The sequence below is a fragment of the Pseudomonas siliginis genome (genome assembly GCF_024072275.1).
GTDB classification, from domain to species: Bacteria; Pseudomonadota; Gammaproteobacteria; order Pseudomonadales; family Pseudomonadaceae; genus Aquipseudomonas; species Aquipseudomonas siliginis.
Window position 1 is genome coordinate 5516027 of the sequence record NZ_CP099598.1, and the last position, 18904, is coordinate 5534930.

The following is an 18904-nucleotide window of genomic DNA, read 5'->3' on the forward strand; positions in this document are numbered from 1 at the left end:
GTTGTAGTCCTCAAAGTGCATCGTCGAATGTTGTTTTTGTTGTTCGAAGCTTGAGTCGCGGCGGTTTTAGAGTTGGCGGCCACCCTCCTCGCGCAACAGCGCTTGCAGGGTGTCTAGGCGGGCACTGTCGAAGGCAGTGACGGTGCCTTGCTCGAACACCCGGCGCGCCAGCCCGGTCAGCACCGCACCGGGCGGCAGTTCGATCTGTAGACGTACGCCGCGCTCGTAGGCGCTTTGCACGGTGCCGCGCCAGTCCACCACGCGGCACATGTTGAAAGCGAGGTCGTCACGCAGCGCTTCGACTTTGCTCACAGGGCGGGCGCGGCTGCCGCTGAGATAGCCGATCCGTGGCGTTTTAAGTTCGACCCTGGCGAAGGCTTCGGCAAGCGCCTGCGCCGGTTTTTCCAGCAATGGGCAATGCGACGGCACGCTCACCGCCAGCCGCTTCGCCACTCCGGCGCCGCGACTGCGCGCCAGTTCGGCCACCGCGTGCATGGCCTTGTCGCTGCCGGCAATCACCACTTGGTTATCGGCGTTGATGTTGGCCAGATACACCGGCGCATCTTCGCTGTGCACTTGCGCCAGCAGCGTTTCGACGGTGGATAACTGCAAGCCGATGATCGCGGTCATGCCGTAGCCCTGTGGATAGGCTTGTTGCATCAGCTCACCGCGCAGGCTGACCAGATGCAGCGCATCGCTGAAGCTCAATGCCCCCGCCACCACTGCCGCCGGGTAGGCGCCGATGGACAGGCCGGCGACGTAATCCGCAGTCAGTTCATCCTGCAATAACTGCCGCGAAGCAGCGACACCGGCGATCAGCAGGCACAACTGAACCGCTCGTGTCGTGCGCAATGCCTCGGCACAATCCAGCAGCAAGACATCCTCGCCGAGCACATCACTGGCCTCGACCAGCGTTTCCCTTGGCAAACGCTGGAGCATGCCCGCTTGCTGCGCGCCTTGGCCGGGAAACACCAACAGGCTGCTCACGCTGCCTGCTCCTGCGGGTTCCACGGATCCGTCACCAGACAGGCCTGATAAGCATTTTTCAGCAGCACTCGGGACGAACCGCTGGCCCATTCACGCAGCGCCACCGCGCCGAATGGCGTCTGCAATTGCATGTCGACTCGGCACACAGTTTGATCAAATAGCGCGACCAGTTCGCGCGCCTGATCACGGCCGATCATCTGCGGCGCACGCAGAATCAGATCGAGATCACTGGCCGCATGCATCGCTGCAAAACCACTGGCCAATTCAAACCCGACACTGCCGCTGACACCCCAGACCCAACGGCAGTCATCGAGCATCGGCCGCAGTTGTTTGAGCGCCTGCATCACCGGCAGATCTCGCTCGCACTCAATATGACAAAGGGCTTCGGGACTGACCCGACAGGCAATCGAATCCAGCGCCATAAACGCCGCCAGCCGCTGCTCGCGCAACACACCGCGCACACCGACCGCGACCTGACCTTCCTCGCTCAAGGCCCGGCGCACCACCACCGGTTGCCCGGCCGCCAGCGCCGCGATCGCCCACTGCGGTGCATCCGCCGGCAACTGCGCCGGGGTCATGCCCCAGAGCAGATCGTGGGCCAGGGGCAGGTTCACCACTGCGCCCTCAGCAGTTCGCGGACGCGGCTGGAGGCGGCACGATTACTCGCACCAAGGCGCCCTTTCAAATCAGTGCTGGTCACATCGCTGATCGCTTGCTTCAGGCACTCGCTCACCCGCGTCAGATCTTCCTCTGTCGGCTGTTCAATCTGCTGCACCGAGAGGGTTTCCCAAAGCAGGCCGAGGCTGGCGTAGCTGTCGATGTCGTAGGCCATGGGCGGCACGCTGGCGGCCAGCGCTTCCAGTTCTTCAACACTGCGCAAGGTCACCCGCGCCGCCGAGGCTTTGCCCATCGCGTGGACCATCACGCCGGGGTCGCGCAGCGCGATCAGGCGATTGGCCTGATAACCGTGAGCGAGAAACGCACCCGACATGGCCTTGCCCACCAGTAGCGCAATCACCGGATGCCCGGCCAGACGCGCACGAGCATAACTGTCCGCCCCGCCGGCCAGGGCCTGATGAATGCCGAGGGCTTCTTCGCGGCGGCCATACGCCTGGCTCGGCACATCGACGATGGCGATGATCGGGCGCTTCTGTGCGCTGTCGCGGTCGGCACTGATCGCGTCATCCACAGCCTTGGCCAGCCCCCAGCCTTCGAGCAGACCGACCTCGCCATTGCGGGCGCGGGGAAAACAATTGTCCGGGTCGCCGACCACCGCGATAAACCTGCCGAGCTCAGCGTCGGCGACCTTCAACGACGGCGGCAAACCTTCGACGACACTGGCGCCAGCGCTGAGCGCATTGAACCAGTGCAAACCGCGCAATGAATAACCGCTCATGAGCGCCCTCCTTGATACAGATCGCGAACCACCGAAGGCTCGATTTGCTCGTTCGTGTCCAGGCTCGTCAAGCGTTGCAGGAACCACTCGGCGCGCTGACTGCGCGGCTGTGCCGGCAGGCCTTGCTGGAGCAATTCACCGACCTGCTGACGAATTTGCGCCACGTCATCGCCGACATAACGGTCCACCAGCCCCGTGTTGAAACGCTGCTCGCCGCCGGTCAGGCTCCAGATGAAGGGCCGGTCGCGGGAGTCGTATTCCTCGATCCCGGCTTCCTGCTCGATCACCTGCGGGCCGTTCAGGCCGAGACGTGCTTCCTGGGTCACCAGCAAATAACTGCACAGCGCAGCAGCAATCGACATGCCGCCGAAGCAACCGACGCTGCCAGCGACTACACCGACCACCGGTTGGTATTGCTGCAAATCGACAATCGCCGCATGGATATCGGCAATCGCCGCCAGCCCTAGATTGGCTTCCTGCAAGCGCACGCCACCGGTTTCCAGCAGCAATACCGCGCGGGTGGGGATGCCGTTGCGGTTGTCTTCAGCGGCCAGTTCCAGCGCACCGGCAATCTTCGCCCCGCCGACTTCGCCAAGGCTGCCGCCCTGAAACGCACCTTCAATCGCCGCAATGACCACCGGCAAACCGTCGAGACTGCCCTTGGCGATGATCACGCCGTCGTCGGCTTGCGGCACTACACCCTGGCGCTCGAGCCACGGCGACATGACCCGTTGAAACGGATCGAGCAGTTCGCGAAAGGTCCCGGCGTCGAGCAAGGCTTGCGCCCGCTGCCGTGCGCCAAGTTCGACGAAGCTGTGTTTGTTGAGCAACACTGCGCTGTCAGTCATGGCCGATCTCCTCGAAACCCTGTTCCAGACGCAAGCGCACCACCCCCGGCGTCGCGCCGAAATCGTGGATATCGATGGCCATCGCCGGTGGCGTGGTGCCGTCGAACATCCGCGCAAACAGGTGCTGCCAGCGCTGCTGCGCGCCGTTGACCGAGGTCTGCACGTTGATCGTCAGCTTGCCGGCCAGACCCGGTTCGATCAGCACTTCCAGATCACCCGAGCCGACACAACCGACCAGCGCCCGCCCGCGTGGCGGCTGCCCGGCGGGGAATTCAAACGATAGGCTTTCCATCAAAACGCTCCCTGAACAATGCCGTCGCGCTCGATGCGATCGAGCAGCAGCGTGGCCGCGAGCAAGTCAGCGGCGCCACCGGGCGAGGCATTCAATGCGATGAGTTGTTGATCGAGTTCGTGCAGGCGACGACGACCGCTGAGGCTGGCGCTGCCGCCGGCATCGAGCACCGCTTGCGCGCCGGCCTGCATGGCGTGCAAGCCCGGTTCGCCAGCGCGGTAGAGCACGCAGGTGTCGGCCAGCTCGGTCATGATCGCCAGCAATGCATCGAGCCGGGCGTTCTGTTCGCCGTGGCCGTTGGCGCGGCTTTTATGCAGTTGCGGCAGGCCGCGTTGCAGCACGGACGGGAAGCCCAGTTGCGCTTCTTCGCGAGCACCGCGTGCGCCGTAACGCTGGGCGACCTGTGCGCCATGGCTGAGCGGCGTCGGTGCGTAGCGGTCGTCGAGCAGTGCCAGGCGGGCGGCGCACAGGGCGATGGATTTCGGTTGCAGCGCGGCGGCCGTCACCAACAGTCCCAATGCCCAGATCGCACCGCGATGGGTGTTGACGCCGTTGGTGGTCACGAGCATCGCTTGTTCGCCCTCGCGGCCGATGCGGCCAATCGCTTCGCGCAACGGCACACCGACTTCACCGATCTCCAGCGCGGCCTCGGCCATTTCCATGAATGCCGGCCACAATGCCAGCGCCGACGCGTGCATCAGGCCCAGGTGCAGATCGGTGTGTGCGCCATTGCCGCGACGATCGACCAGCGCCGGTTTCGGCGACAGATCGGCTTCGTCGATCAGTGCGTCCACCGCCAGATCGGCCAAGCGGTCAGCCAGAGAAAGCGGTTTCGCTTGCAGGTTGAATGCGTGCATTACCAGCTCCTGAATTTGGCGGGCGGGTTGTACAGGCCGCCGGACCACTCGACCAGATCGGCGACGCTTTTCGCCGCGAGCAATTCGCGCGTGGCGTCGGTGCGGCGGATGCCGAGGTCTTCGGGCAAGGCGATCAGGCCTTCGCGGCGCATGCGTTCGGTGTCTTTCGGGTTGTGCCGCAGGCCGATGGCGGTAACCCCGGCAACCGCTGCGATCATCGCCTGGCGCTCTTCCAGCGAGCGCGCCTTGTACAGGTAGGCGATGCCTTCTTCGGTGAGCAGGTGGGTGACGTCGTCGCCGTAGATCATGATCGGCGCCAGCGGCATGCCGCTTTTCTTCGCCACTTCCACCGCGTCGAGGGTTTCGACGAAGGTCGGTTTGCCGCCCTCCTGGAAGGTCTCGACCATTTGCACCACGAGTTTCTTGCCGCGTTCGAGCATCGGTTGCGGCCCATCGGCGTGGCGCATGTCCAGCCACGCCGGGGTGCCGTGACGGCGGCCGCGCGGGTCGTGACCCATGTTTGGCGCACCACCGAAACCGGCGAGACGGCCCCGAGTCACCGTCGAGGAATGGCCGTCGCCATCGACTTGCAACGTCGCGCCGATAAACAGATCCACCGCGTATTGCCCGGCCAGTTGGCAGACCATACGGTTGGAGCGCAGCGAGCCGTCGCGGCCAGTGAAGAACACATCCGGCCGAGCGGCAATGTAGTTTTCCATGCCCAGTTCGGTGCCGAAGCAATGCACGCTCTCGACCCAGCCGCTTTCAATCGCCGGGATCAGCGTCGGGTGCGGGTTGAGCGTCCAGTTGCGGCAGATCTTGCCTTTCAAACCGAGGGATTCGCCGTAGGTCGGCAGGATCAGTTCGATGGCGGCGGTGTTGAAACCGATGCCGTGGTTGAGCGACTGCACGTTGTGTTTTTCGTAGATCCCGCGAATCGCCATCATCGCCATCAGCACGTGCACAGGCTTGATGTGCCGTGGGTCGCGGGTGAACAGCGGTTCGATGTAGAACGGCTTGTCGGCAACCACAACGAAATCGACCCATGAAGCGGGAATGTCTACGCGGGGCAGTTCGCTGACGTCATCGACCAATTGGTTGACCTGAACGATAACGATACCGTCGCTGAACGCCGCCGGTTCGATCAGCGCCGGGGTGTCTTCAGTGCTCGGGCCGGTGTAGATGTTGCCGGCGCGGTCGGCCATGAAACCGGCCGAGAGCACAACGTTGGGGATCAGGTCCACGACGAGGCGGGCGTAGAGTTCGATGTACGTGTGAATGGCGCCGACTTCGAGCAAGCCATCTTCGAGCAACTGGCTGATGCGCAGGCTCTGGGTGCCGGCGAAGGAGAAATCGAGCTTGCGGGCAATGCCACGTTCGAACAGATCAAGGTGTTCGGAGCGGCCGACGCTGGGCATGATCATGTGCAGATCGTGGAGCTTGGCCGGGTCGGCCTTGGCCAGCGAACGCGAGAGGAAATCCGCCTGCTTCTGGTTGTTGCCCTCCAGCACCACGCGGTCGCCGGGATGGATCAGCGCTTCGAGCGCGGCGACGATCTTGTCGCTAGGCAACACCGCGCCATCGGCGAGCCCGCGCACCTTGTCGAGCCGGCGCTGCTTCTCGTCACGCCGCCGCGTCCAGCGCGAGTCGGGGGAAATTGTTGTTGTCATGCTCACTCCACGGGGTTCGCTGTCGTGGAGCCAAGTTAGGCGTGTGTGGTGAGGGCATCAATCAAGCTGGGTGGTGAATCATTACGCTGAGCGTAACGTTCAAAAGCTACCCTCACCCTAGCCCTCTCCCGGAGGGAGAGGGGACTGATTGAGGGATGCTTGGGAATGACGCTGACCTGAACCCGTTGTAGTGAATCCATAATCGACTCGGTCATTCAGGTCGACGTAGGACGCGAGACACCTCGGTCGGCTCCCTCTGTCTTTAAACACCGATACGGATTGGCGTTGATCGTTCCCACGCTCTGCGTGGGAATGCCTCTACGGACGCTCCGCGTTCGGCTCTTGATGGGACGCGGAGCGTCCCGGGCTGCATTTCCACGCGGAGCGTGGGAACGATCAAGCGAAGGCCTTGGATCAGCGGGCCAATCCCGCATCCACCAGTAACTGCTCCAGCCCCAACAAATCCGGCACCTTCGCCACCTGCTCGCCGACCTGCACCGCCGCCTGCTCCAGCGCACACAACGGCACATCCACGTAACTCAACTGACTGTCGAGCTTGTACGACCGAGGAATCCCCTGCACCAACAGGGCGATGAATCTCAGCTCGGGCAAGCCGCCCAGCGCATTCAGAATCACGATACGCGCCCGTTCGCCGATGACGATTTTCTGCCCGCAGGCCGATTCGAAACTGATCAGCGGAATCTGCCGCTCGCGCCACGTTACCCGGCCCAGGTACCACGGCGGCGTGTCGAGATCGAAGGCGCTGGCCTGGTAGTCGATCAGCTCGGCGATGGCGACATTGGGCAGGATCAGGTTGCGATCGGCCAGCGGCAGCAACAGCCCGGTGAGCTGGCTGGTGCGCGGGTTGTGCCGGTGTTCATGCATGTTTCTTGCTCCACTGGGCGATGCTCTCCAGCAACACCGATTCCTGATACGGCTTGCCGAGGTAGTCGTTGACGCCGATGGCCATGGCGCGGTCGCGGTGTTTCTGCCCGGTGCGCGAGGTGATCATGATGATCGGCAAGTGGCACAGGCGTTCGTCGGCGCGTACCTGGGTGGCGACTTCGAAGCCGTCCATGCGCGGCATTTCGATGTCGAGCAGCATCAGGTCGGGCGTGTGTTCTTCGAGGAGCAGCATCGCATCGACGCCGTCCTTGGCGGTCAGCACGTTCATGCCGTGGCGCTCGAGCAAACGGCTGGTGACCTTGCGCACCGTCACCGAGTCATCGACGACCATGATCAGCAACGGCTTGTGCGGTTCGCTGTCGATCTCCGTGCGCGCCGGCTCTTGCGCCAGGCGCGCCTGCATCGCGCGGATCGGTGCGAGCAGATCCAGAATCAGCACCACCCGGCCATCGCCGAGAATCGTCGCCCCCGACACGCCCTGCACCGCCGCGAACTGCGGGCCGAGGCTCTTGACCACGATCTCGCGAGTGCCGGCCATGGCGTCGACCAGCACGGCAATGTGGCGGTCGTTGCAATGCACCAGCAGCACCGGCAACGGCAGGTTCTGCCCGAGCAGTTTTGGCCGTGGCGCAGTCTTCAACAGCTCGCCGAGATAGCACAGCTCATACCGCTGGCCGCCGTATTGATAACTCGGTGGATCGTGACGGAAATGCCCTTCCAGATCATTCGGCAACACACGCACGATGCCTTCGATGGTGTTCAGCGGAATCGCGTACTGATCCTCGCCGCACTGCACCATCAGCGCGCGGTTGACCGACACGGTGAACGGCAGGCGAATGCGGAAATGCACGCCCTGCCCCGGCACCGAATCGATACTCATGCTGCCGCCGAGCTGACGCACCTCTTCGTGGACTACGTCCATGCCGACGCCACGCCCGGAAATCTGGGTGATCTTTTCCGCCGTGGAGAAACCCGGCTGGAGGATGAACTGCAACACGTCGCGGTCGCTGATCTCGGCGTCGGGCGCCAGCAAGCCGCGTTTGATCGCCTTGCGCCGCACGGCTTCCAGCGGCACCCCGGCGCCGTCGTCGCGGATGTCGAAAACCATGTCACCGCCTTCGCGGGACAGATCAAGGGTGATCTGCCCTTGCGCCGGTTTGCCTGCCGCCAGCCGCACATCGGCGGGTTCGAGGCCATGGTCGACGGCGTTGCGCAGCATGTGTTCCAGCGGCGCGGCCATGCGTTCCAGCACATTGCGATCCATCTCGCCATCGGCATTGCCGACGACAAAAGCGACATCCTTGCCCAGCTCTTCGGCGACCTGACGAACGATGCGTTTCAGACGCGGCACCATGCGTTCGAACGGCACCATGCGCGTGCGCATCAGGCCTTCCTGCAATTCGGTGTTGATCCGCCCCTGTTGCTGCAACAGGTTCTCCGCATCGTGATTGCGGCGGTCGAGGGTTTCCTTGAGGTCGAGCAGGTCCGAGGCGGATTCGAACAGCGCCCGCGACAATTGCTGCAACTGCGAATGGCGATCCATTTCCAGCGGATCGAAGTCTTCATAACCGAGGCGTTCGCCATCGACTTGCTGGCGGCTGAGAATGCGCCCCTGGGTTTCGGTGTCGAGGCGGCGCAACTGATCGCGCATACGCTCGATGGTGGTTTCCATCTCGTTGAGGGCAATCTGCGCATCGTTGACCTGCTGCTCGATCCGTCCACGAAAGATCGAGGTTTCCCCGGCCAGATTGACCAGCTCATCGAGCAGTTCGGACGAGACCTTGACCATGTCCGCGCCAGCATCGGCGCTCGGCGGCGCGGCCTCGGGCTTGATGACTGGAGCCGGCGCTGGCGGCGCTTCAACCTGCACCGGGTGACTGAAATTCTGGATCGCATTGATCAGCCGATCGGCCGGTGGGCACGGCTGCCCGGCGCGCACACCATCGAGCATTTGCGCCAGTCGGTCATGGCCGCGCTGCACCAGCGCGAACAGTTCGGCGGACGGTTGCAGCACACCGCTAGAGAGACTTTCGTAGAGAAATTCCAGCTCATGGGCGAGGTCGCCGATCGGGCCGATTTCGACCATCCGCGCACCACCCTTGAGGGTGTGCAGATCGCGCAGCAGGGTTTCAATCTCCTGACGGTTGCCCGGCTCGGCCTGCCAGCGCAACAGCGCGGCGCCGGAGCTTTCGATGATGTCGAAACCTTCTTCGAGGAAGATCTCCAGCAACTCTGGATCATGCCCGGCGTTGTCATGTTCGACCGCTGCGTGGGCAGATTCGCTGGCGGCCTGGCCCTGACGCAACTGACGGATCGCGTCGATCAGATCTTGCGCCGGGGTCAGCGCTTGATGCGCTTGCAGTTGCTCCAGCATCAGCGCCAAACGCTCATGACTGTGCTGCAACAGACCTTCGAGCGCGGTGCTGTGGTTGTAGCGTCGATCGACCAGCCCTTCGTAGAGGTTTTCCAGTTCCTGGGCGAGGTCGCCGATGACCTCGACCTCGGCCATGCGCGCGCCGCCCTTCAGCGTGTGCAAGTCGCGCTGCAATGACGACAGCGGCGCGGCGTTGTCCGGATCCTTGCGCCAGCGCTGCAAGGCTTGCCCGGCGCTGTCGAGAATGTCCACCGCCTCTTCGAGGAAGATTTCGACGATCTCGTCGTCAGGCTCGAGGGCGGCAACCGATTGCTGCAATTGCGCGGTGGCGCTGCCCAGTTCGCGAATATCCAGGGTGCGACTGCCGTCGCTGCGGATCAGGCCCATCGCCGCCGGGTCGAGGCCTTCGTCGAGCAGTTCCTGCAAGGCACGAATCCGCTCCGGTTGCGCGGTGATTTCCTGGCCGGCAGCGAGCTCGTCGAGCATGTTGATCAGCGCTTCGTGGGCCAGTTGCGCTTCGTGGAAAAACCGCTCGCTGACCGCCAGGCTGCTTTCTTCCACCGCGCCATACAGGTCGAGCAAGGCTTCGCAGAGGCCATCGACCGCCAGCAGATCGGCAAGGTGCGCGCCTTCGCCGAGGGTGGTCAGTTCATCGAGCAGGGCGCTGAGTTCCTGGCGCTCGCCGGGGTGTTGCTGCCAGCGCTGCAAGAGGTTTTCGGCGTCGAGGAGGATGTCCATGCCCTGGGCGAGGAAGTTGTTGATCAGTTGCGGATCGCGCTTGAGGCGCAGGCCGCTGTCAGCGCCATCGGAGCTGGCTTGCAGGCGCTCGGCGAGCAGCGCCTCGGTGCGTTTGATCAGCGACTGCGCACCGACAATCGGCGCCAGCGGATCGTGTTTGAGCTGACGCAGGCCGACGCGGAACAAGCCCTCGGCTTCGAGCAGCAATTCGACCTCGTCCAGATCCAGCGGCAACTGATGCGCCTTGAACTCGCGGGCCAGTTGATCCAGTGAAGCCGCCAGTTCGGCCATCGGCAATACGCCGGCCATCGAGGCACTGCCCTTGAGCGTGTGCAGCGCCCGTTGCAGCTCGTCGCTGGCCGGTAACGGCACCTGTTCGGCGGCCTGATCGAGGAAACGGTTGAGGCTGGCGAGGTGGGTTTCAGCTTCCTTGCGGAAGATCTCCAGCAGCAGCGGATCAAGCGCGGCGACATCATCGGTATCTTCGGCTGCCAGCGGCTCATCGCCTTTGGCCAACGCGTGGGCGCGGGCGGCGAGTTGGTCGACATCGTTGCGCTGGCGCTGACGCTGGGTGGCGAATTCGTTGATCAGCTCGGGCAGCAGCAACAGCGTGTCGCCGAGCAATTGGCGCAGCACTGCGCCGGGCTCGACGCTTTGTTCGAGCACGCGGTTGAGCAGGTTTTCCACCGCCCAGGCCAGTTCGCCAAGGACCAAGGCACGGACCATGCGCCCGCTGCCCTTCAAGGTATGGAAGGCCCGACGCAGCTCAATCAGGGCGGCGCGGTCCTGGGGATTGGCGCTCCAGCGCGGCAGGTATTCGTGGAGGACCGCGAGGACTTCGTCGGTCTCTTCGAGGAATACTTCGCGCAGTTCATCGTCGACCGGTTCTTCATCGGTCGGCGGCGGCATCAGGCTGTCAGGGGTGTTGCGCGCCGGCGGGTTGAGCGCCGACACCGGGCTGGCCAGCACCTCGGCGAGCGACTGCACGACGTCAGGGTCGTCAAGGGTTTGCAGATCCTGCATGAGCTGCGCTTCGCTGGGGCTGAGCACCTCATCGAGCACCGGCACTTGCGCTTCGCCGGGCTGCTCGTTGGCAAAGAAGCCGAGGCTGGCAAGGCTGTTTTGCGCGACATCGAGCAGATGCTCGGCGGGCGCCTGCGGGTCGTCGCTCAGGCGTTCGAGGTAATACTCGAGGCTGCTGATCACATCGGCCAGATGATCGAGTTGTTCCCAGCCCGGTTCGTGGGCATCGAGCATCAAATGCTCGCGAATGAAACCGTTGCAGGCCTCGACCAGACTCGCCGCGCGGGCCAGCGGAATCATCGCCAGCGCTCCGCGCACCTGCGTCAGCAGTTCGGGCAGCGGTTGCAGATGCTGGCGGTCCCAATCGGCGTCGATGTAGTCGACGATCATGTCCTTGGCCTGTTGCAGGCAGATGCGCGCTTCCTTGATCACGATCTGATGGATCTGCGTCAGGTCGGTGGTCGGCAGGCGCGCGTCTTCGGCGCTTTGCGTCTCCACCGTGCCGACCATGCCGGCCAGCGTCGCTTCGACGTAGAGCAAGGCCCCGGCGACGTCCATGAGGATCGCGTCGTTCGGTTCGCGCTGGCCTTGGGCGAGGCTGAGCACCACTGCCAGTTGGTCGATGATGACTTTGCGCGGCTGGCCGAAACCAAGCACCGCGAGGGTGTCGGCAATCTGCCGCAGCGGCGCGAGCAGGCTGTCCAGATCCGAGGCGTGCTGGCGGTCGCTGCGCACGAACAGATCGAGGCGCTCCTTGACCCGCACCAGCTCTTCGCACAGCGCCGCCAGCACCGAGCGCATGGCATCGCGGTCGGGGCCGGCGAGGCGTGCGCGTTCTTCATCGACCATCGCGCTGTCGGGCAACGCGTCGTCCAGGGAGTAGTGATCTTTCATGGTCAGCATCTGCCCGGTGGGATGTTCGGCTTTGGCAATATAGAACAACAGGCTTTTCAGCAGCTCGGCCGGCGCCGGCTGATTGAGCCCGACGATGCCCTGCTCGAGCAGGCGCTTGAGCTCTTGGTCGGCGTCCTTGAACAGGCTGCGCAGCGCCGGACTGTTGGCGATGACGCCCTCGCGCATGCCCTCGACCAATGCCGAGGCGATTTGCCACAAAGGGCTCAACGGCGCGTCGCCGCTCAGCGCTTCGAGACGGCTGAAGACTTTGGCCAGATAGCCAAGGTGCGTCTGGTCGTCCTGTTCGCGCAGCAGACCGACCAGAGCCATTTGCAGCATCTGCCGCAGTTTGCGCAGCACGTTCGGCAGATCGGGCGGTTCCAGCGCGGCGAGTGCCTCGTCGCCGAGCGGCGCCAGCTCGGGCAGTGGCGGGCTGAACAGGCTGGTTTCCGCCAGCAGGCTTTCACCGCGAGCGCTGCGCAGATCGTTGATCAGCGGCAACACCACCAGCGGCAGGTCGCGGCGGGCGCTCTGCACGCGGTCAAGGTAAAGCGGCAGTTGCCCCAGAGCTTGCAGCAGCAGGTGCAGGGCTTCGTCGCGGTGCGGTACACGATCATGTTGCAGGGCTTCGACCAAGTGCTCCATTTCTTCGGCCAGTAACGCTGCGCCGTAGAACTCGACCATTTGCAGACTGCCGTGGACCTGATGAATGTACGCCAGACATTCGTCCAGCCCGGGGAAGGCCTGCGGATCGTCGAGCACGGCCTCGATCGCCTGATGCGCCAGCTTCAGCGTTTCGGCAATTTCGCCCTTGACCCATTCCAGGGCCACGTAGTCGTGCCGATCACCCATAACCACTCCACTCACGCTTTATCTGTCGCCGCCGGCAAGGTGAAACCGGACACCGAACGGCGCAACTGACTGGCCATTTTCGCCAGGTTGCCGATGCTCTCGGCGGTGGCCGTGGACCCCGACGAAGTCTGCGAGGTGATCTGCTGGATCACGTTCATCGTCAGCGAGATCTGCCCGGCCGAGGAGGTCTGCTGCTGCGCCGCGTTGGAAATGCTCTGGATCAGCGCCGCGAGGGTCTTGGATACGCCTTCGATTTCTTCCAGGGCCACACCGGCATCCTGCGCCAGTCGCGCGCCGCGCACCACTTCGGTGGTGGTCTGTTCCATGGAAATCACCGCTTCGTTGGTGTCGGCCTGAATCGCCCGCACCAGGGTTTCGATCTGCCGGGTCGCGGCGGACGAACGTTCGGCCAGCCGTTGCACTTCGTCGGCAACCACGGCAAAACCGCGCCCGGCATCACCGGCCATCGACGCCTGGATCGCCGCGTTGAGGGCGAGGATGTTGGTCTGGTCGGCGATGTCATCGATCAGGCTGACGATGTCGCCGATTTCTTGGGACGACTCGCCGAGGCGTTTGATGCGCTTGGCGGTGTCCTGAATCTGTTCGCGGATGTTGTCCATGCCGTGGATGGTGTTGTGCACCACCTCGTTGCCCTTGTTGGCGATTTCCACAGAACGCTCGGCCACCGCCGACGATTCGGCAGCATTGGCCGAGACCTGATCGATGGACTCGGCCATGTCGCTGATCGCCGTCGAAGCTTCGGAAATCTGCTGGGCCTGTTGCTCAGACGCTTGGGCCAGATGCATGGCGGTGGCCTGGGTTTCCTGCACAGCGGCGGCAACCTGGCCGGCGGTGAGGTTGATGGTGGCGACCAGATCACGCAATTGGTCGACGGAATAGTTGATCGAGTCGGCGATGGTGCCGGTGAAGTCTTCGGTCACCGAAGCGGTCACGGTCAGGTCGCCATCGGCGAGGTCTTCGATTTCGTCGAGCAGGCGCATGATCGCGTTCTGGTTGCGCTCGTTCTTCTCGGCGGTTTCACGCAATTGGCGATTGGTTTCGCGGACCATCACCAGACCGATGAGGATGATCGAGGCCAGCGCCAGCAAGCCCAGCACATAGCCGCCAATGGTGTCGGTGTTGCGCCCGCCGGCCAGATGCTCGAACCCGGTGGCCAAGTGCGAGGCTTCGTCGAGCAGGGTTTGCGACAGGGTGAAGATGTTGCTCGCCGATTCGCGCACCTTGAACAGCTCTGGCGAGGTTTCGAGGATTTCATCCACGGAGCCGGAAACGAACTGGAACAGTTCGGAGATTTCGCTCAAACGCGCACGGGCGTCGCGGTCTTCGACCTGGCTGATTTTCAGCGCCGGGTTGCCCTGCAACATGCCGTTGAGCACCAGACCGAAACGCGCGGCATCGCGGCCAAAGGCGTCGGCGGCCTGCTGCGAGTTTTCGTCACCGGCAAGCACCGTGTTGACGGCACCGAGGATGCGTTCGGCAAGCAACGATTGCCGTTGCGCCATTGCCACCTGCGCCGCCGGGGCGCCGCGCTGGAGCAGGATTTCCACGACTTTTTCGTATTCGATCTGCAACTGCGGTACGGTTTCGGCCAGCGTTGCGGCGACCTGATGCAGCGACAGCACGGTCTGTTCGCTGGTGAGGATCGCATCGGTGTTTTTCAACAAACGCTCCCAGTCCATCTGCACCGCGCGCATTTCCGGGCGCACCGCGACGGGTGCCGGCGGCAGGCCGGTGTTCGGGTCACCCTTCTTCAGGTAGCCCCAGCGCTGGGCAAAATCGTTGCGCGCATCACTGAGCAGCTTGAACGCCGCAGCCTTGCCCGCCGCCGCTTCGGTGGCGTTCTTGGCAATGCGTTGCGAGAGCACACGCAGTTCGCCGGCATGGCCGATGTACTGCTTGTCGTAGTTCGCCTGGGTGTTGAGGTACGCGAAGTTGGCGAACAGCAGCATGATGAACACGATCAGTGCGATAAACAGCACGATGATCTGTGCGCGACTGCGCGATGCTTCTGCCGACTTGCCTGTTTTTGCTTTTGTCATCGGTCCTCGCCTTAACCCGCACCTTTGAGGCCTGCTGCAATCCCTGTGGGAGGCAACCTCATGATGAAGAAATTTTGTGGCGAGGGGATTTATCCCCGATGGGTCGCGCAGCGGCCCCAAAAACCTGAGTCGTATCGGCTACATCTCAAATACAGGTCTTGGGTCGGCTTCGCCAACCATCGGGGATAAATCCCCTCGCCACAGGTCTGTCTGACCCACAATTTTCCTGATCACATGGCCCATTCCGTCCAATGGGTTCTGTGTTGTTCCTGCTATAGAGCCACACCCATGAACACCGGAGACCTGGCCAGTGCAAACAGGCTGAACACCCGCCAGTTCTGTTCACGGCGGAAATAGCCTTTGACGAATTCAGCCTTGGAGCCCTGGCGCTTGCTGATCGACAGCGGCTCGAAACTGCCCTGTTCGAAATGCTGCAAGCCGATGACTTCGTCGACCATTACCCCGGCGAACACGTCTTCATGTTCCACCACCAATACCCGCCGTTGTTTGCGCAGCGGCGACAGCTCATGGCCGAAGAAGCCGCACAGGTCCATGATCGGCAGCAGCCGCCCGCGCAGATTGGCGACACCCTTGACCCACGGCTTGACCCCGGGCAACTGGGTGAAGCGCGGTTCATGCAGGACTTCGCTGACTTCGCCCATCGGCGCCACATACCAATGCTCGCCGAGGCGAAAGCCGATGCCGCTCCAGCGATCCGGGCGCGCCGCTTGCGACGGCAGGTCGGCTGCCAGCAGGCGGCAGCGCTGGTCGATCTGCCAGAGCAGTTCGAACGCGGTCAGCGATTCGTTCATGATCGCGCGATCAGCCGTTGAGGACGTTGTTCAGGGTCTTGATCAGGGTGTCTTCGTCGACCGGTTTGGTCAGGTAATCCTTGGCGCCCTGGCGGGTGCCCCAGACCTTGTCGGTTTCCTGATCCTTGGTGGTGATGATGATCACCGGGATGTGCGCCGTGTCGGCATCCTTGGTCAACTGCCGGGTCGCCTGAAAACCGTTGAGGCCCGGCATGACGATGTCCATCAGCACCGCGTCGGGTTTTTCCTGACGGGCCAGGGCCACGCCGTCGGCGCCGTTCTCGGCCTTGAGCACTTCATGGCCGTGCTTTTCGAGCATGCCGGTGAGTTTGTACATTTCAGTCGGCGAATCATCGACGATCAGGATACGTGCCATGGTCTTCCCCATTTTTCTGGTCGACTGCCGGCCCGCTGGCCGAGCGTCACTGTGCGTGTCTTACTGCGGCAAAACGGCGGCGAAGCCCGGAACATGGGCCTGGATCGCGTTGAGCAGTTCTTCTTTGCTGAACGGCTTGGTCAGAAATTGATCAGAACCGACAATCCGCCCCTTGGCCTTGTCGAACAGACCATCCCTGGACGACAGCATGATCACCGGCGTCGCCTTGAAGGCGCTGTTGTTCTTGATCAGGGCGCAGGTCTGATAACCGTCCAGACGCGGCATCATGATGTCGACAAAGATGATCCCGGGATGGTGGTCGGCAATCTTCGCCAGCGCATCGAAACCGTCGATGGCGGTGATCACTTCGCAACCGACATTCTTCAACAATGTTTCGGCGGTGCGGCGAATCGTTTTCGAGTCGTCGATCACCATGACCTTCAAGGCGCTGGACTGCTGTTCCATAAGAGGGTTCTACCGTCGCCTTTGCGAATCAAATTGTCCGTTTTGCTGTGAATAATGGCCTGAAACCCTTGAAACCCATGGGGCGGCGCGATCTGCCAGCCTTTTTAGCACAGTCTCCAGATGCAATCTATCGACGGGTTTTTCCTTGACCCGAAACCCGCCCGGCGCCACTCTGGCGGCACTTTTTCAATACCGATCCGGTAGCCAAATTTCGAGGAAAACCCAATGAGCGTTCGCGTCGGGATTGTCATGGACCCTATCGCCAGCATTTCCTATAAAAAGGATAGCTCGCTGGCCATGCTGCTGGCCGCGCAGAAGCGTGGCTGGGAACTGTTCTACATGGAACAGAAAGACCTTTATCAGGCCGAAGGCCAGGCGCGGGCGCGGATGAGCCCGCTGAAAGTCTTCGCCAACCCGGACAAATGGTTCGAGCTGGACGCCGAACAGGACAAGCTGCTGAGCGACCTGGACGTGATCCTGATGCGCAAGGATCCGCCGTTCGACATGGAGTTCGTCTACTCCACTTACTTGCTGGAACAGGCCGAAGCCGCCGGCGTGCTGGTGGTGAACAAGCCGCAGAGCCTGCGCGACTGCAATGAAAAGCTGTTCGCCACGCTGTTTCCGCAGTGCACGCCGCCGACCATCGTCAGCCGCCGCCCGGACGTATTGCGTGAGTTCGCCGACCATCACGGTGACGTGATCCTCAAGCCGCTGGACGGCATGGGCGGTTCGTCGATCTTCCGCCACACCGCCGGCCACCCGAACCTCTCGGTGATCCTCGAAACCCTGACCCTGCACGGCAAGCAGCAGATCATGATTCAGGGTTACCTGCCGGCGATCGTCGATGGCGACAAGCGCATCCTGATGATCGATGGCGAGCCGGTGGATTACTGCCTGGCGCGGATTCCGGCGCTGGGCGAAACCCGTGGCAACCTCGCCGCCGGTGGCCGTGGCGAAGCGCGTCCGCTGACCGAGAAGGATCGCTGGATCGCCGCCCAGGTCGGCCCGACCTTGCGCGAGAAAGGCCTGCTGTTTGTCGGCCTCGACGTGATCGGCGAGCACCTGACCGAAATCAACGTCACCAGCCCGACCTGCATCCGCGAAATCGACAATGCGTTCGGTACTGACATTGGCGGCATGCTGATGGATGCTATTGAGAAGAAGCTGCAAGCTTCGAGCCGCAAGCCACAAGCTTGAAGCCGGCCCGCGCCAGCTTGAAGCTTGAAGCTTGAAGCTGACCCTATGCAGCTTGTCGCTTGAAGCTCGTCGCTTGCAGCTAAAAACCAACATTGCGTTATCATGCCGAGCCCAAAAAAACGCGATGTTGGTTTTTCTACGATGACTCTGCCGTCCGATCTGCCCGCTGAACTCGCCCATCGTGGCGTGCGCCCGGCCGATCGCCTCGGTTTTACCCTGTTTCTCGCGGCGCTGATTCACCTGGCGCTGCTGCTCGGCGTCGGCTTCACCATGGTCGAGCCGCAGCAGATCAGCAAAACCCTGGAAATCACCCTGGCCACCTTCAAGGCCGAGAAGAAGCCGGAAAAGGCAGATTTTCTCGCCCAGGAAAACCAGGAAGGCAGCGGCACGCTCGATAAGAAGGCCCTGCCCAAGACCACTGAAGTCGCGCCTTTCCAGGACAATCAGGTCAAAAAGGTCACCCCGCCGCCCGCCGCCAAGCCAGTGGTGCAGGAAGCCGCCCCGAAGGCAGCGGTGACCACCGTTGCGCCGAAACCGAAAAAGGCGCCGACCAAGAAAGAAGAAAGCAAAACCGAAGTCAAACCGACCGTCGACGCGCCGGTGTTCGACAGCTCGCAGTTGTCCAGCGACATCGCCAGCCTTGAAGCAGAGCTGGCCAAGGAACAACAGCTGTACGCGAAGCGCCCGCGCATCCACCGCTTGAGCGCCGCCTCGACCATGCGCGACAAGGGCGCCTGGTACAAGGACGACTGGCGCAAGAAGGTCGAGCGCATCGGCAACCTCAACTACCCCGAAGAAGCACGGCGCAAGCAGATCTACGGCAATTTGCGCCTGATGGTCTCGATCAACCGCGACGGTTCGCTGTATGAGGTGCTGGTGCTCGAATCCTCCGGCCAGCCGCTGCTCGATCAGGCCGCGCAGCGCATCGTCCGCCTGGCCGCGCCTTTTGCACCGTTTACCGGCGATCTGTCGGACATCGACCGCCTGGAAATCATCCGCACCTGGAAATTTGCCCGGGGCGACAAGCTCTCAAGCAATTAAGAGCAAAATCAAAAGATCGCAGCCTTCGGCAGCTCCTACAGTGGGCCTGCGTACACCCTGCAGGAGCTGCCGAAGGCTGCGATCTTTTAAAGCCTCAGCTTGTCAGTTTGCCCCTT

General features: G+C 62.8%; 15 protein-coding genes. 2 read left to right on the forward strand and 13 right to left on the reverse strand.

The window, feature by feature from the left end:
* Positions 1-66: 66 nt before the first annotated feature.
* The 13 genes from mdcH to pilG form a co-directional block, all read right to left on the reverse strand.
* Positions 67-987, reverse strand: a complete 921-nt coding sequence (gene mdcH, locus NF676_RS25360) for a malonate decarboxylase subunit epsilon (protein WP_056786434.1) — start codon at positions 985-987, stop codon at positions 67-69.
* Positions 984-1604, reverse strand: a complete 621-nt coding sequence (locus tag NF676_RS25365; RefSeq protein WP_252879031.1) for a malonate decarboxylase holo-ACP synthase — start codon at positions 1602-1604, stop codon at positions 984-986. The genes mdcH and NF676_RS25365 overlap by 4 nt, the downstream gene beginning before the upstream one ends.
* On the reverse strand, positions 1598-2383 hold the full coding sequence (gene mdcE / locus NF676_RS25370) for a biotin-independent malonate decarboxylase subunit gamma (protein ID WP_252886924.1): 786 nt from the start codon (positions 2381-2383) through the stop codon (positions 1598-1600). Before mdcE ends, NF676_RS25365 begins: the two co-directional genes overlap by 7 nt.
* On the reverse strand, positions 2380-3231 hold the full coding sequence (locus NF676_RS25375) for a biotin-independent malonate decarboxylase subunit beta (RefSeq protein ID WP_252886925.1): 852 nt from the start codon (positions 3229-3231) through the stop codon (positions 2380-2382). The genes mdcE and NF676_RS25375 overlap by 4 nt, the downstream gene beginning before the upstream one ends.
* Positions 3224-3523 carry a malonate decarboxylase subunit delta gene (locus tag NF676_RS25380; RefSeq protein WP_056786420.1) on the reverse strand — a complete coding sequence of 100 codons (300 nt, stop codon included), beginning with the start codon at positions 3521-3523 and terminating at the stop codon, positions 3224-3226. The genes NF676_RS25375 and NF676_RS25380 overlap by 8 nt, the downstream gene beginning before the upstream one ends.
* On the reverse strand, positions 3523-4380 hold the full coding sequence (locus NF676_RS25385; protein ID WP_252886926.1) for a triphosphoribosyl-dephospho-CoA synthase: 858 nt from the start codon (positions 4378-4380) through the stop codon (positions 3523-3525). The genes NF676_RS25380 and NF676_RS25385 overlap by 1 nt, the downstream gene beginning before the upstream one ends.
* Positions 4380-6050 carry a malonate decarboxylase subunit alpha gene (gene mdcA / locus NF676_RS25390; RefSeq protein ID WP_016772750.1) on the reverse strand — a complete coding sequence of 557 codons (1671 nt, stop codon included), beginning with the start codon at positions 6048-6050 and terminating at the stop codon, positions 4380-4382. Before mdcA ends, NF676_RS25385 begins: the two co-directional genes overlap by 1 nt.
* A 414-nt stretch (positions 6051-6464) precedes the next feature.
* The gene (locus NF676_RS25395; protein WP_071172230.1) at positions 6465-6935 is read right to left on the reverse strand and encodes a chemotaxis protein CheW; all 471 of its coding nucleotides are present in this window, start codon (positions 6933-6935) and stop codon (positions 6465-6467) included.
* Positions 6928-12837, reverse strand: a complete 5910-nt coding sequence (locus tag NF676_RS25400; protein WP_252886927.1) for an Hpt domain-containing protein — start codon at positions 12835-12837, stop codon at positions 6928-6930. The genes NF676_RS25395 and NF676_RS25400 overlap by 8 nt, the downstream gene beginning before the upstream one ends.
* Before the next feature lie 11 nt (positions 12838-12848).
* A complete protein-coding gene (locus NF676_RS25405; protein WP_016772746.1) occupies positions 12849-14897 on the reverse strand; it encodes a methyl-accepting chemotaxis protein in 2049 nt (682 codons plus the stop codon).
* Between the two features lie 272 nt (positions 14898-15169).
* Positions 15170-15709, reverse strand: a complete 540-nt coding sequence (locus tag NF676_RS25410; protein ID WP_016772745.1) for a chemotaxis protein CheW — start codon at positions 15707-15709, stop codon at positions 15170-15172.
* A gap of 10 nt (positions 15710-15719) precedes the next feature.
* On the reverse strand, positions 15720-16085 hold the full coding sequence (pilH, locus tag NF676_RS25415) for a twitching motility response regulator PilH (RefSeq protein WP_016772744.1): 366 nt from the start codon (positions 16083-16085) through the stop codon (positions 15720-15722).
* Positions 16086-16145: 60 nt separating this feature from the next.
* Positions 16146-16550, reverse strand: a complete 405-nt coding sequence (gene pilG / locus NF676_RS25420; RefSeq protein ID WP_016772743.1) for a twitching motility response regulator PilG — start codon at positions 16548-16550, stop codon at positions 16146-16148.
* 225 nt (positions 16551-16775) lie between these two features.
* On the opposite strand from pilG, the gene gshB reads away from it, so the two are divergent.
* Together gshB and NF676_RS25430 are read left to right on the forward strand one after the other, a co-directional pair.
* A complete protein-coding gene (gene gshB, locus NF676_RS25425; protein ID WP_252886928.1) occupies positions 16776-17747 on the forward strand; it encodes a glutathione synthase in 972 nt (323 codons plus the stop codon).
* Positions 17748-17888: 141 nt separating this feature from the next.
* Positions 17889-18788: an energy transducer TonB gene (locus NF676_RS25430; protein ID WP_039757551.1), complete on the forward strand. Its 900-nt coding sequence runs from the start codon at positions 17889-17891 to the stop codon at positions 18786-18788.
* The last annotated feature ends 116 nt before the right edge of the window (positions 18789-18904 follow it).

Excerpts from the sequence above, each read along its gene's own strand:
- NF676_RS25395 (WP_071172230.1), bottom strand. The coding sequence starts at position 6,935 with ATGCATGAACACCGGCACAACCCGCGCACCAGCCAGCTCACCGGGCTG.
- gshB (WP_252886928.1), top strand. The coding sequence starts at position 16,776 with ATGAGCGTTCGCGTCGGGATTGTCATGGACCCTATCGCCAGCATTTCC.
- NF676_RS25410 (WP_016772745.1), bottom strand. The coding sequence starts at position 15,709 with ATGAACGAATCGCTGACCGCGTTCGAACTGCTCTGGCAGATCGACCAG.
- pilG (WP_016772743.1), bottom strand. The coding sequence starts at position 16,550 with ATGGAACAGCAGTCCAGCGCCTTGAAGGTCATGGTGATCGACGACTCG.
- NF676_RS25400 (WP_252886927.1), bottom strand. The coding sequence starts at position 12,837 with ATGGGTGATCGGCACGACTACGTGGCCCTGGAATGGGTCAAGGGCGAA.
- NF676_RS25405 (WP_016772746.1), bottom strand. The coding sequence starts at position 14,897 with ATGACAAAAGCAAAAACAGGCAAGTCGGCAGAAGCATCGCGCAGTCGC.
- mdcA (WP_016772750.1), bottom strand. The coding sequence starts at position 6,050 with ATGACAACAACAATTTCCCCCGACTCGCGCTGGACGCGGCGGCGTGAC.
- NF676_RS25375 (WP_252886925.1), bottom strand. The coding sequence starts at position 3,231 with ATGACTGACAGCGCAGTGTTGCTCAACAAACACAGCTTCGTCGAACTT.
- pilH (WP_016772744.1), bottom strand. The coding sequence starts at position 16,085 with ATGGCACGTATCCTGATCGTCGATGATTCGCCGACTGAAATGTACAAA.
- NF676_RS25385 (WP_252886926.1), bottom strand. The coding sequence starts at position 4,380 with ATGCACGCATTCAACCTGCAAGCGAAACCGCTTTCTCTGGCTGACCGC.
- mdcE (WP_252886924.1), bottom strand. The coding sequence starts at position 2,383 with ATGAGCGGTTATTCATTGCGCGGTTTGCACTGGTTCAATGCGCTCAGC.
- NF676_RS25430 (WP_039757551.1), top strand. The coding sequence starts at position 17,889 with ATGACTCTGCCGTCCGATCTGCCCGCTGAACTCGCCCATCGTGGCGTG.
- NF676_RS25380 (WP_056786420.1), bottom strand. The coding sequence starts at position 3,523 with ATGGAAAGCCTATCGTTTGAATTCCCCGCCGGGCAGCCGCCACGCGGG.